The organism is Verrucomicrobiota bacterium JB022 (genome assembly GCA_030673845.1).
Lineage (GTDB): Bacteria > Verrucomicrobiota > Verrucomicrobiia > Opitutales > Oceanipulchritudinaceae > WOUP01.
In genome coordinates this window covers 209,351-223,113 of record JAUTCQ010000021.1, presented here as the reverse complement: position 1 = coordinate 223,113, position 13,763 = coordinate 209,351, and the positions used below count along the sequence as shown (strand labels likewise).

Sequence of the window (13,763 nt, the reverse complement as noted above, 5' to 3'; positions counted from 1 at the left end):
GGCCTCACAATCGAAGTAGTGGTTCGGGCGCTTGCCGATCTGGACCCACTGCCACTTGCCCTTGACCTGGGTGCGGTGCTCGCTTTCAAGCTGCTTCAGGTAGCCGTCGGGCGCGTCTTCGGAGACTTGCCATATGGGTTTCGCCGTCGGGGCCGGACTCGCGGCGTAGGCGGGCGAGAATGTCTTTGATCGAGAGGTTCGACCAGTAGTGCATGAGGCAGGTGCGGCCGCTGACGTCGGTCCGGCGGGCGGGGGAGTAGAAGCGCTGCATGCGCCGCTTCCCGTCGTTGTGCCAGAACGAGGCGTGGTTGCCGTCGCCCATCAGAGCAGTCCAGCCGCGGGCGGCGCAACGCCGGTAGACCTCGTAGCTGTTGTAGCCGGCGTCGATGAACACGAGGCCCGGGTGGATCTCGAAGCGCTCTTGGACCTGCTCGATCTCCTCCCACGTGAGCGCGCGCTGGCACCAGAGCAGCCGCGACTGGCCCTCGGCCGACCAGCTCCGCACGACGAGCCAGAAGTGATCCATCTGCACGTCGACGGTCAGGAAGCGCAGTCGCACCTTACGCGAGGCGACGGGGAAGGGCGCCGGCAGGATCTGCCCACGCGCGTCGAGGCCCGCTTCCTCCGGCCAGTCCTCGCCGAGGCGGTAGCGCTGGGCGTAATCTCGACCTTGAAGTCCTCCGCGTAGTCGTGCCAGGGCAGGGCGAGCCGCTTCTGGTAGAACACCTGCAACTGGTTGATGTCGCCCTTGCGCGCCGCCAGCTTGGCCCGCAGGTAGAGCTCGGCCAGCTCGCCCCACGACATCGTGGCCAGGCTGTTCCAGTGAAAGCCGACGTTCTCCGCCGCCGCATGCGAGTTCTGGGGCACGAATCGGCCGGTCGCGTTGAGCCGACGCCGGTTCTCCGGCGTGTCGTCGATCGCGTGGTTGCAGTGCGCGCAATGCATCACGGTCGCCTGCCGGATGCGCGGAAAGTCGTACTGGTCGTCGGCGTCCTTGCAGTCCTTCGGCCATTCGACCTGCTCCCACTTGAACGGCTGGCGCTCGCCGCAGGCCGGGCACGCAAAGGTCCACTCGCGCATGTCCGTGCTCTCAAACTTGCGGTGCGTATCGTCGTGCGCGAGGCCGCCCTGGCTCATGAAGATGCACTTGCCCAGCCAGCCAAAAGCCATCACGCGGGCCTCGGCTTCCGCCATGTGGCCGGGAGGCCAGCGCCACGTCTCGTCGCCGATCAGCCAACGGATCGAGCGCCGTTGCATGTTCGTTTTAGTGTGAGCTCCGAAGGCCCACAAGGTCATGCCGTTCGAAAAGTGGATCGTGTCCTTGCGCTTCTTGTGGCGGTTGAGCGGGAAGAGCGCCTTCACCGGCTCGCACTCCTCGAAGAGCACATGTAGGCGCGCTTCGACCTGATCCTTGGCGTCATCGTCGGTCTGGTCGAGCCACAAGGCGGGGCCCGGCAGGTTGGCGATGATGTAACAGATCGCCAGCTCGATCCCCAGCGTCTTCGAACTCTGAATGCTCGCCATGATCGAGACCACCCTCACTCGCGGGTCGACCATTGCGTCCATCACCTCGCGCAGCCACGGCGAGTTCTCGCTGCGGAACCGCCCCGGCATCGGCGAGTAGGGTATGGCGGTCACATGCTCCTCGCACCATTCCCACGGCTGCCTACGGTCCGGTGGCCGCCAAGCATCGCGCCAGATTTGTTCGAGGGTGGTCATTGCTCTGGCGGAAGCGTCAAAACTACTTTCTCTGTTGCTTGCCTACTTTACGTTCACGCGCGTATCTCCTTTGAGCAAATCGTCGTTAGCTATCCAAATTTCGATTGGATGAGCGTTGCTGCAGTCGCTCTCGTTGCGCTTCCTTCTTGTGGAATATTATGCTCAGCCTGAGTAGTGTGAATAATATCTCCGAAACGGCAATCACTAGCGTCAGGGAGTATGTACCCAAAAGCCCGCAGAATAACCAGAATGCTTTTATAAACCGCTCATCGCCGAGAAATCTAGCCGAATCTGGAGCTGGAAGCTGATATGCTGTCTTAGCTGCGATAGCTAGCAAAAGCGCTAAAAACTGCATAAAAATAAAATGGATGAAAACTCCACCGGCTATGCCTAATGGAGAGCGCAAGGATTCTTTCTTATGATTCGCTTCGCTGGTTGCACATAGGATGTTTACAAACTTGTGCCCGTTTGTCCCAAAGCTCAGGACGAATCCCAGACCAGCAACCGAGAACCCCAATATCGCAGGATGTGTCTCCAAGATGATAGCCCACCATCCCGGCTTTGCCCAAATCGACTGAGATAGCCAAGTAAGTAATAGGGCTATGTGGAAGTATGGGCTTTTAAGAAGCCTAGAAGGGCCGCCGTAGGCGATTTGATACCTACAGAGGAATTTTATAAGTTGTTTCCATCCTGAGAAGAACCCTTTCATCGGTGATTCGGATAGATAACTCTACAAAGCTTCCTCGCACTCTCGATGAGAAAGTCGAAATAAGTCTGTTCTGAATGAGCGTCGTATTGGTAGTTTTCCCTCACTGGGGACTCTGCGGTGTCCTCGCTTCTCTTGTCGTCTTCTTCATCAAGTCCCCTGGCTTGAACCCTTCCATTGGTGAGTGCGGCTCTCATCAGCTTTTTAGTCCTTGTGTTTGGTGTAATCGAATTACCCTTTTTTGCTGTTAGTTCAAGTTTGCTTCTGCCAATGTTCTGCTCTTCCATCTCTTCTTCGATTGTCTTTTCGATGTCATCTCCTGTGTCGTTTGGTCGATTTAGCTCAATTTTTAGCTTCTCAATTTTTAGGCTGAAGATTCTGTCTAGAGATGCGGTGCTCTGAACTAGGTTCACATCTACAGAGGCATAATCCGCGGACTGCACGATCCTATTGTCATTGAATAGTTCGCTTATGTAGTCTCGCATCATGCTCTCGGAGATGCTCCCTAATACATTATCTGTAGTGACGAAAACAAAGAGGTGCTTTTCCGGAATAAAAACGTACCCGATTCGCTTTAAATGAGGGACTACTCCTTCGGGAATTTGAATTTGTTCTGCCTCCTCCTCCGTCAGCGGTTCCCCTTCTTCGAAGTGAAACCAGTCGGATGGCCCAATTCGGGTGAAAGTGTAGATTTCACCGTAAATCAGAGAATTTTCTTCTTTCCCATTCTGAAATGCAGATTTTAGAATTCCGTAGCGAATTCCACGTATCCGGATTGGCTGCCTGAGTTTTAATGCAGCACTAAAAATACTCTTATAAGATTGGGAAGAATGAGGGTGAGTAACTAGGTTTAGGGCGGAAAGGCAGATGTTACGAGACATTGTATTGCTAATTTCTAGATGAACATTTCATAGATTAGAATAGTTACAAACGCATAGTTGGCAAGACACAAATGGTCTGTCATGATTCTGTGCGCTCATCCATGCAGCGCCTCACACACCTCATCGATCGCCGCCGCGCATTCCTTCTGGATGCCGACGGCATCAAAGCCTGAGAGCACGGGCGGCAGTTCGCTCTCGAACTTCGACCGCAGCAAGGCGATGGCTTTGCCGACTCGGGTGGTCTACTCCTCGCGGACCTGAGCCAGAGGAATGTAATCGCCCTTCATTATCGCCGTCTTCAACTCGCGCTGCTCGACCTCGGCCAGAAGCTTCCGCGCCTTCAGTGCTTCGCTTGAGGCCGGGGCGTCGTCCGAGTTCTTCAGGTCTCTCGCCTTGGCAAACTCCCGCCACGCGATCACGTCGTGCTCGCCATTCGCCGCGGGCACCGGCGCGCCCTCCATCTTCTTCCATGCGTAGAGCGTCTGGCGCGTCACGCCCAGCAGGGACGCCAGTTGCGTCAGGTTCTTCGCCTTCGTCACCGAGGCGTCGGTCTCGCCCGCAACCGACCGAATCCGCTGGAGTTCGGAGGGCGTCAGCGTCTTGCCGGCCTTCACCTTCTTCAGGATATTGTGGACGTCGGCCTTCACCAGCTTCTCGGCATCCTCGGGAGTCAGCGAGTTGGAAAAGACCAGGGCTTCGTTGTCTTTGCTACGTCTGAGCGGCATACCCTTCTTCGCTGTCAAGCTTGACGCTCCTTCCACCGCCTCGAGAGGGCTGCGCAGTATTCTACCAGTGCCCAACGCAAATTCGTGTAAAGTGGGAAAATTTGGAAGTCACACGGAAAGGCCGCGCTGCTGATGGACCCCGCAGGGCGTATAAGTGGCCTAAAAGATTCCTTACGCCCCCCTCCCTTAGGTGGGGATCTTTGGTTCGGGCTGGACAACCCGCTAACCGCTGGCTAGCGGGAATAGATGAGTCCATCGCAAAGGCGGCTGCTTTCAGAGATCGAGGACGGGAAGACATCGTTCGCGTTTCGTGAGGGCGAAGACCTCGAATCTTGGGCCGATATAACTAACGCGCTCGATTGGCTCGCGTCTCGGCAAAAGATCTGGGTAACCCTGAGGCACAAGAACAGCCGTTGTTCCGAGCCGGAGCATGACTTGTATCTCGTGGACCGGGTCGAACTGTAGATCACACCTCTTCGGCCTCCAGCTCTTTGACCTTGGTGGGAGCTAGCCGGCGATCTTCGGGAGCGTCATATCCGATCGGGTGAAGCTCCCGTAGCTATTTCCACCGGTTGAAATCTGGGCTTGTCGAAGAGGGGGCTCTTTCCGGTGGGGGAAGATCAACCTGAATAGTCAGCGGGATCGGAAAATCCACCCCGATAATGGCTGCTTCTCCGGGAGCTAGATTCGGTACGAACTTGGCAGCAGCGGCGTCGATCTGCCCACATGCCATCTCTACCATTCGACGGTCCGCTTCATTGATCAGTCGATGAACGATCAAGGTTCCCATTTGGCTGAGAATTCCTGCTGGGATGTCGCGAGGCTGCTGGGTTGCAAGAACAAGACTCAACCAGTATTTCCGCCCCTCTTTGGCTAGCTTTTCAAAAGCATCGAGTCGATAGCGAGCTTCATCCTCCCCAAGGTGCTGATTGAGAAAGTTATGGGCCTCATCAAGAACGACCACCACGGGTGCTCTCTCCTTGAGCCTAAAATCTCTGATGTGCTCGTTCAGCCAGCGCCCGATCAAATTCACCGTTATTTCGCGGAGCCCAAAATCGAAGCTCAGCTGGCTGAGGTTGATCCTGAGAATCTGCTTGTCCTCTCTGGCTAAGAAGTTCTCCAACTCGGTAAATAGAGAATTACCTTCGGCGCTGCCAAATATCGGAGCCCAGGCGTTTGACGCTTTGACTGCCCGGATTTTTGCGACCAACGGCTGGCACCACCCTTGGGACTGTTGGTCTTCTATCCACGTAGTGCCTTCGTCTCTCGGGTTTTCCTTAACACATTCAAGAAGGATCTGATCCGCAAGGTTGGTGAACTCAAAGGAGTATTCCGGATCCTCGATACGTTTACGAATTTCAGCCTGCGAAACCACGCTAAAATACTCACGGCATGGCTTGTTCTTCTTTTTCACCAACCCGCCTTGTGTGAAGAAAGATGTCAGCTTATTCTTATATGCAGTATACTCAGAGCCATTTAGTATCTTGACCAGCCGGAGGCTATGGATCGCCTCAGTAAGCTTGATTCGCTGAGTTGTGGAAGGTGCCAGAATTGAGAAATAATCGGATTCTCGGAGGTTGTCGGGTGGGATTCGAACCTTGTCCTCCCCGTTGGGCGCCTCTCCAGTACCCAGGAAACAGGATTTATGACCTGTGGCCGCACGTGCGTATTCGCCCGTGGGATCAATCAGGATGATCTTGCACTTCGGGAGCTGCTTGCAGCAAGAGTGCAGCAGAGTGGCAATGGTTGTGCTTTTGCCCCCTCCCGTGGTCCCGAGGATGGCGCAGTGTCTTGAGAATAGTCCTTTAGCCGAGAGGCTTACCTGAGTAGCTGCAGAATCTTTCACATGGCCCAAGTGAACACATGCGACGTAATCTTGGCCCAAAGACTGCGAGATAGCCCCCGCAAAGCGTCCGACGATGGAGGGAGAGGCACCGTAAACCTGCGCTCCAAGCGTGGGATGCCGGGTCACTCCGCCGATAATCTTGTCTTTGTTTAAATCCAGGACGCCCAGTAAATGGAGTTTTGCAATGGGGTGGGGCGTTGCAGTTCGTCCAAGATTCGGCTCAAGGTCTAATCGTTCGACTGTGGGAAGGCGCACTTCCATGACCCGGGCAAAAACGGCTAAGGAATCGCAGTCAATGACTACGAAGTCACCGACGCCACCGCCCCCGAAAGAATTTCCATCGAGAATCCTCCCAGCGATCTGGCTTTCACCATCAAGGTTGATTAAAACGGCATCCGGAAAAACGGTGGTCACAGAGCCCACCCGTCGAACTGGATCAAAGGTCCTGGGAAGTTCCGACGCGTCCATTGCTCAGTTTGATCTTTCTCCTGGAATTCGGCGGCCAGATTCAAGCGCCTGAACCAAGCGGTTTACGAGATCGTCCTGACGCCTTGCCTCTGAGAAGCTCGGCAGAATCTGCGTGAAGTTTGCGAACGAACCCTCTACGAAAGTGATGTCTGCACCGGCGAGCTGACAGTCTGAAAGCTCTGTCCAGGGTTCCCAGCCCTTGGCCCCTATCTTCTCCTCAATCGCGTGGTCTGCGATCACCATCTTGAATGAATTTGGATTCGTCAGGAGAGCAGTTCTAATTGGTTGAACCAAATGATGGTCATTGAAACCAAAGCCGACTACGACGAGGCATGTATCCGGTTCGCGAAGCGATGACTGGTAGCGAGAAATCATCTCTAGGAACGGCTGTTCGTAGGATAATGCAAACTTTTCGTCTCGAGGATATACGAGGTGGGGCCTCTTGGTTGCTGGATTTCGCAACACGGAACCGGTGTCTTCATGAAGCTCCCAGTCAACCGAACCATGCAGCTTCAGAAGTTGAAACACGCCGTCGAGAAACTCGGATCCTGCCTTGTCCTTACCTCGCTTTACTAAATCATAGTCCAGCCAGCGGCCATGAAATCGGCGCGGGTAGGCGAACGAGAAGCCGTCCAAGTAAGGCATACCAAGCTGCTCTGCAGCGTTTTCCAAGCAAAGATCATAGTTGGTTGTGAAGATTTTCGTTCTAGGAAAGTCACCTCTGCGGGGAACCAACTTTCGGAGAAGCTGAACGTAGGGGGCCAGCGTGTCAGGAGTGCTTGCAAACTCCCGACACAGTCTCGAAATTTTCTTCTCCGCCTGCGCCTGAAAGTCACGCACTTTCTTGCCATCGGCGTCATCCCCAGCATGAAGCCTAGAGTGAAAAAGGCAAAGGCTCAGCAGGTGCTCAATGTCTTCTTCTCTGCCCTCTGACCTCGGGTGATTTACCAATTTTACTACTTCGGCGTGGTTTGCGATGCTGGAGCAAGATTTCCATAGGTCACTCATTCCTGGCCCTCCCACCGCTCTGGACGCTCCAGAACCAGTCAGAACCAAGAGATTCCTCGTTGTGAGTGCCCCGCTGAGAATCTGGGTAAGGCGTTCGGTTTCATTATCGTCTCTTGGGGGACTCTGCAATTCCACCCATTCTCCATTGCGGCCCGTACGAAAGCGCAGAAAGGGTTGTTGACTGTTCAGGGGATTAGCCTCGGACATCGTTGGAATTATAGGCCGAAAACTCGCTGATTGTCTATACATTGATGTCTCGAACTGTGCCCCGGGATGCTTTCGTCCTTACTGCCCCAGTCTGCGGCTAGCTCTGCTTTGCCGGCGCACGAACTAGCGCGGGGCAAAAACCGCCGGACTGGGTTTGACGTGACGCGAGGGCCAGAGTCTTAAAAAGGTAGGCAGCACGAAATCCTGAGGACTACTGTCCACCTTTGGACTCATGTACCATGACTTAAGCCCACGAGAGGCCGAGGTTGAAGGCAGGGTGGGGGCGAGTCAGGGGCCGCCCTGCCAAAACTTGTTTTTGATGACCAACATCAAAAATCTTCCAGAACCCATCACCCTCACGACTGAGGGCTTAACCGAGCGCTACTACCCGTGGCCGTTTTTCGAAGTCCAGGGGGCTGAAATCAGAGCTCATGGCATCGACCCGTATCATTGGCAGGCGATGCTGCATGACCGGCTGCCTGCTGACCACCCGCTGACTCCCATCGTGCAGACAATTCCGGCCGAACTGCTGTCGCTGGTCCGAACGCTGCCGGGGTGCACTTACGAGGCCCTGCAGCTCGCGCGGGCCAACCGCGCCGCTATGATGAAGATCTTGAGGACCTGCCCGTTACTGGCGGTTCATTTGGGTATTTATTGGAGGGAGCACCCGATGGACCTTCTGACGCTGATCTCGCACCTGAATGATGACTTTCCATCGCTGGCGCGCTGGCTGCGCCTGGTGCGATCGGATTGTGAGGACTATGGCGCGCCATTTCTCGTCCGCATGCTGAAGCGGGTCGAGATAGAAGGCGTCACCTATGAAGACCTCAATATCTTCTATCGGTCCTTAAGCCACATGCACGTATGCCGAACGTTGGCTCAGCATAAAGGTCCCATCAGCCCAGGAGTCATTCGCTGTCTTGAACTGCGCCCTGAGATCCTATCCCCCGCAGTGCTCAGAGTCGCGGCAGCCTCCGCCCTGCCGGTGCACGAACTGGCGCGCCGCTATGGTGAGCTCACCTTGATGTTGGGTAGGCGCCTGCTTGAGTGGCCGTCTGCAATTGAGTTGCGTGTGGGGATACAGCGGCTGGAGTCAGCTCTAATCTACAAGAATAAGGGCTGGTGCTTTGGGCCGCCGCCTCCACCTCAGTATCGGCGTGTAGAGACTGATGAACAGCTGCGCAAGCTGGCCCTCTTGCTCGAGGACGGCGGCGTCTTCGGCTACCGGAATCTGTGTGGCACCGGGGCTTGTGTGATCTATTGGCGAGATGACGTGCCCTTGGGTTTTGTCGCCGAGCGAATCAACGGGAAGTATCTGCCCACTGGAATTCTTGGTCATCATCCCGCTCCGTACTCTGCAGTAATCGACGACCTGATGCGCTATTTCAAGGAGCAAGAGCCATGCTGATACTTTGTTCATGCAACTCGCCCACGCCACCGAAGGATGGAAACAGATATGAACCTTAAGAAAACATGGACTACGTCATTCGAGATGTCTTTGCCGAATCCTGGCCCAGGTTACACCCAATGGCACCTGCTAGCAGCAGGCCTGCTGTCCCAAGAAGAAGCGATGGAGCTGCTAACGCAAAGCCGGCATCTTGGCGATGACCTGATGGTCAAGCGCCTATCGGAGCCAATGACGGAGTTCCCCGTCTGCGGCATTTATTTCGTCAACAACGACTCCGAAAGGAGTGATGAAGAGTTACGAAGTGTGTGCAGAGGCAGGACACCGCTGGAAATATCCAAGGCGCTCGAGCGGCCTCTGCTAGCCGGATACCACTGGAAACCAAGTTGGCTCCACCCTGTAGTGCGCCGAGCATGGGAGGCATCCTGTCATTCTCTCGGCCTGGACCCGCAGATGATGCAATGCGATTAATTTAGGTGGGCTGTTTTAGCATGGACGCCGGAAGGGCGGAGCCAGTTCTGCTCTTCCAGCTGTTTTCGCAGGGTAAAGGTGTGGCAGTATTTTACGAAATATTTACCAAGATTTCCTGCTCCAACTCTTTCGGCGCGGACCCTGTTTATATTAAGCTGTAGTGTGAAAAAGAGCATACACGCAAAAGAATCACTACATCAACCTGCCTCTAACGAGGCCCTTATGACACGCAAGGAGGCTGCTGAATATGTAGTCACGAGCAAAAAGTCGATTGACCGTCACGTAACCTGTCACGAGGGCCTACGAGTGATGCTAGGGCGTAGCGTCCGCGTTCCCCGGTGGGTGATGGAGCGGGTGGCGCGTGAGGGATGGCCGGCCCAGTGGCCAGAGCGCCAATCAGCAGCGTAAGGTGAGCATTATCCGCTCGTCAAGGTCATAGAGCTGAACCCGTCGACGCGCCAGAATTGCCAGCTGGCGCGTCGATTCTAGGTAAGTCATCGAATGAATTACAGGTTCAAGCTGTAAGCTCCATACCTTGGTCAGTGTCTCAGCGTGAAGGATCTCGAGTGAAGACCCTCCCTCGCAGGACACTGTTATTGCAAAAATCGGATGATCTCCAAATGTGGCAACGGAGGTAACGCTGAAAGGCTTCCTTCGAGCTTGCCTTAGCAGTTGCCCAGATCGGGCACAGTAGCTCGATATAAGCCCCGGTTCTTCGGATATCACGAAAACCTTTTCAGGTGAAATGGCAACATGATCTACAATACCATAGACCTCCCAGCAAGTGTAACCATCTCTTTCAATCCGTAATATCCTACGGGGTTCCAATACGAATACTGAATCGGCCGTGGCATGAGCAACCGAAGCACCGTATCTGCACTCGACGTTGAATCGAGCGGCCACTGCCCCGTCAGAATTCAGCCACTGGATACTTTTCTCACAAAGAATAACCAAAGTCCCATCAGTTGCGGCAGCAACGTCGTGTAGATCTGGGTAGGGTAAGCTGACCGTGATATCTACTGATCTCATTGACTGGCAAATCAGGAACCCGTCTTCGAACCGCCATAAGTGGCTACCAGAAATAACAGCAGGGCGTAGCACATTGACGGTTGATCTGTTTGAGCCGAGTGACCAGCTGATTTCCCTGATGAGCCGTCCTGTCTGCCTGTCCCACTGCCGCACCGCCTGAGTGTTTGAGCCGCGCTGGAAGCAAGCAGATATTGAGTCGGAAGCAGCAGAGAACTGAATCTGACCCAAGGCGATGTCCGGCGAACTGAATGCCCAAGTAGGTATCATGAAATGAAGAATAGCAACAAGGTTAGATGGGAACGAACAAAATAGATTCTTGAAGGGGTTTCGGAACTCGTAGAATGAGCTTGTTCTCTTCGGTAAATCTTCAAACTAAGTGAGGCGAAAGCCACTGTAATCGGTTTATCACTGAAGATCAATGGGATAAGATACGGGGTAGGTGTTGCCCGGGCGAAGACGGGGAGGCCGCGCTTCGTCGACCGAGAGGTACTGGAAGGCATCTTATGTGGCTTGAACGCTGGAGCGCGTTGGCGCGATCTACCCCGAGAGTATCTCATCGCCTCGACAGGCTAGCGTCGATTGCGTGATTGGGAGGAACTGGAGGTTGGGAGACGGTCCGGGAAGCCTTTCTGCGGGATACGCAATGGGCTGGTGGACTGTGAACAGGCGTTCGTGGATGCAAGCTTCTTTGCGGCGAAAACAGGGGGCGACGGAATCGGCAAGGCCAAACGGGGCAACGAAGTATATGGTGGTGGCAGACCGCCAACGTCTTCCTCTTTCATGTCGGCTCGCGAGCGCCAGTGGGGCCGAGACCACGCTGCTCAAAGACGCCGTCGGCCATCTCAAAATCCGCCGATACCAGGGTCCCCGAAGATATCAACAACAAGAGCAAGGTTATCAAACGTATGGCATACGTCTACCGAGGCTCTGAATGCTTCTTCCTTTAGACCAAAGATGGGACTCCCCCGAAATACCACGGTTGCTGCTCAAAAGCCGAAGATCAGCGAGCGCTCACGAGCTCACCAACCGGTGGGCTTGAGACCGCTCACCCCGCTTTCAACCACACCACGCGGCCGGAGAAATCGGCCGCAGCGGGGCAATGGAGCACTCTTCCAGCCTGTTCCACGCTGGCGGCGCCGGCATCCGTCAACTCGCCCACGACGCGCCAGGGACGGTCGCCAGGCAGCGGGAGGCGGATTTCGTCCGGCGCGGCAGCGAATGTATGCACGACAACCAAGAGCTGACCGTCGCTTTCGCGCAGCACCGCCTGCCAGCCCTTGGGATAGCGCCACGAGAGCCCATGCTGTGACACCAGTTGCGAGCGGCCACTCTTGATGACGGGAGTCACCTGAGTGTAGAGATCAAGTCCATGCCGTAGCAGCTGCCCCTGCTCGTCGGAAAGCTGGTCGATGTCGCCAGAAAGGCACAGCCGTCCGAGGAACCCGGCCGCCAGGCTGTAGCAGATGCGCCGGCGTGAATCGTTTGCCCGCAGTACCGCCCAGATCAGAGACTGGCGGGGTGGAATGAGTCGGTGCAGCGCCGCTCCGATGATGGGGATCTCCAGGCTTTCGTGCGCGTCCGAAAAGGACGACATGGCCGTGCGCCGCACGATCGAGGGCTCTAGCCGGTGGCCGCCCGAGGCGCAGTTCTCGATCACCAACTCTGGTAGACGCTCACGTAGCTGGTCGAACAGTTGCCACGTGCCCAGCAGGTGTTGGCGCAAGCCTTCGCCTTGAGACTCCGCACCATCGCAGCCAATCCCGATCGTCTCGTTGTAATCGATCTTCACGTAGCCAAAGCTGCCCCGTTCGAGCAGACCAATGATTTTTTCGCTCAGGTAATCGCGCACCCACGGGTCGTTCAGATCCCAGAAGCGGCGCCCTTTGGCCGTGATAGGGATGCCGTCGCGTTTGAGCAAGTGATCGATGAGGCTGAAGGCAGTTGAGTGCTCGCCACAGGTCTCGGCCTCGAACCAAAGGCCGGGAATAAGCCCCTGTCGGCGAATGGCCTCGGCGGTTGCCTCAATGCCCTTGGGGAAGAGGGCGGCACTGGGTTGCCAGTCTCCGTGCCCATTGGCCCAGGTGGCGTCGGGGCGCTTGTACCAACCCGCGTCGATCACGAAATATCGGACCGGTGTGCCCTTGAGGTGACGCGCGATGCGCACCACTTTGTCGTGCTGCGGATCGCCCCAAGTGGTACAGAATTCGTTGAAGGTAATCGGCAGGTCCTGCTCGACTGCCGGTTGCTCGTCCGCGAGTCGCTCCAACCGCTGGACCAGCCGTGCGCAGGCTGCATCCACGTCGCCCTCTACGCAAGTCAGGATCGCGAGGGGTGCCCTCAGTGTTTCCCCCGGCACCAGTGCCTTTTGCCAGTGCCCGAATTCGCGGTCGGCCAGTCCACCGGTTAGGGCCACGTTGTCGTAGCGACGATGCACCTCCATCTGCCATGACCCCGGCCACTCCAGTTGCGCTGCCCAGGTGACGCCGACCACCTGATCTTCGACCGCAGCCAACGGAAACCATTGGCGCACGGGCAGCGAGCCGACTTGGCCAAAGCGCTCTGTCCGCACCGCCGAGCCGCTCCAGGACCGCTCCAGATGCAGCTCCTCCAACGAACGGCTTTCAAGCCTGCCTTCCGCGCTCCAGCCCGAGCGGAACCGGTGCAGGACCATCCGGCCAGGAGCGTCATCAGGACAGAATGGGGAGAGGTTTCCAAGAGAGAAGCTGCTCAGCATCTCGAGGCTGACGGCCGTCAGGCCTCGGTTGCGGATAGTCGTCTGAACCTGGAGTGTTTCATCGCCATCCTGCCATTCCAGCCGGTGCTCCAATTCAAGGTCCAGCGGATGCTGCAGGCGAGAAACGACGGAATGGTGGCTCCGGTGCGATTCGTGGGTTTGGCCGGCAAATCGAAACTGGGCGGTACTGGGGCTGCGCTGCATCGTATGTCCTTGGGCGAAGCCGCCGCTGTAGGCGTCGTGAGCGAATTTGATCTGCACGAGTGGATCGACGGTTCGCGCGGGTTCAAGCACCGCATCCGCGCAGCTGGCGTCATAAACGTCCCAAGGCTGAGCGGTACGAGGCGTGGCTAGCTGAGCTTCCAGGCCGGCTGGAATCAGCTCCAGTCCGATCTGACCGGTGCTTTCATCAAGCAAGTAACGGATGGCGATTGGACCGCAGGAGAATGTGGAGTAAAGGGAAGCCATTTCGGGTGAAACGTGGAGCTGACGCTGGTTGGAAGCGTGTCAGGTAATGGGTTGACGTTCTATTGCGGTTGAACTTGCGGCTCTCCCCGGCTAAAA

At 56.1% G+C, this 13,763-nt stretch carries 10 protein-coding genes and 1 pseudogene; 3 read left to right on the top strand and 8 right to left on the bottom strand.

The genetic code is table 11. The annotated features are described in order from the left end of the window. Positions 1-85: 85 nt before the first annotated feature. The 7 genes from Q7P63_17275 to Q7P63_17245 form a co-directional block, all read right to left on the bottom strand. Positions 86-559, bottom strand: coding sequence for a hypothetical protein (locus Q7P63_17275; protein MDP0501848.1), 474 nt, complete (start codon positions 557-559; stop codon positions 86-88). Beyond that, positions 541-1,719, bottom strand: a complete 1,179-nt coding sequence (locus Q7P63_17270; protein ID MDP0501847.1) for a phage terminase large subunit family protein — start codon at positions 1,717-1,719, stop codon at positions 541-543. The genes Q7P63_17275 and Q7P63_17270 overlap by 19 nt, the downstream gene beginning before the upstream one ends. An 85-nt stretch (positions 1,720-1,804) precedes the next feature. Then, positions 1,805-2,428 (bottom strand): hypothetical protein, encoded by a 624-nt coding sequence (locus Q7P63_17265; protein MDP0501846.1) that lies wholly within the window; start codon positions 2,426-2,428, stop codon positions 1,805-1,807. Further along, a complete protein-coding gene (locus Q7P63_17260) occupies positions 2,425-3,306 on the bottom strand; it encodes a DUF4747 family protein (GenBank protein ID MDP0501845.1) in 882 nt (293 codons plus the stop codon). The genes Q7P63_17265 and Q7P63_17260 overlap by 4 nt, the downstream gene beginning before the upstream one ends. Before the next feature lie 242 nt (positions 3,307-3,548). Next, positions 3,549-4,031: a hypothetical protein gene (locus tag Q7P63_17255; protein ID MDP0501844.1), complete on the bottom strand. Its 483-nt coding sequence runs from the start codon at positions 4,029-4,031 to the stop codon at positions 3,549-3,551. 559 nt (positions 4,032-4,590) lie between these two features. After that, the gene (locus Q7P63_17250; GenBank protein ID MDP0501843.1) at positions 4,591-6,291 is read right to left on the bottom strand and encodes a DUF87 domain-containing protein; all 1,701 of its coding nucleotides are present in this window, start codon (positions 6,289-6,291) and stop codon (positions 4,591-4,593) included. 57 nt (positions 6,292-6,348) lie between these two features. After that, entirely contained in the window at positions 6,349-7,560 is a 1,212-nt protein-coding gene (locus Q7P63_17245; GenBank protein MDP0501842.1) for an SIR2 family protein, read from the bottom strand. 319 nt (positions 7,561-7,879) lie between these two features. On the opposite strand from Q7P63_17245, the gene Q7P63_17240 reads away from it, so the two are divergent. Together Q7P63_17240 and Q7P63_17235 are read left to right on the top strand one after the other, a co-directional pair. Continuing rightward, positions 7,880-8,968: a hypothetical protein gene (locus tag Q7P63_17240; GenBank protein MDP0501841.1), complete on the top strand. Its 1,089-nt coding sequence runs from the start codon at positions 7,880-7,882 to the stop codon at positions 8,966-8,968. 2,354 nt (positions 8,969-11,322) lie between these two features. Then, positions 11,323-11,412 (top strand): annotated as a pseudogene (locus Q7P63_17235) (ISL3 family transposase). 98 nt (positions 11,413-11,510) lie between these two features. Here the strand turns inward: Q7P63_17235 and Q7P63_17230 are convergent. Continuing rightward, positions 11,511-13,136, bottom strand: coding sequence for an alpha-galactosidase (locus Q7P63_17230; GenBank protein MDP0501840.1), 1,626 nt, complete (start codon positions 13,134-13,136; stop codon positions 11,511-11,513). On the opposite strand from Q7P63_17230, the gene Q7P63_17225 reads away from it, so the two are divergent. After that, on the top strand, positions 13,125-13,553 hold the full coding sequence (locus Q7P63_17225) for a hypothetical protein (GenBank protein MDP0501839.1): 429 nt from the start codon (positions 13,125-13,127) through the stop codon (positions 13,551-13,553). The genes Q7P63_17230 and Q7P63_17225 overlap by 12 nt on opposite strands. Positions 13,554-13,763: the final 210 nt, after the last annotated feature.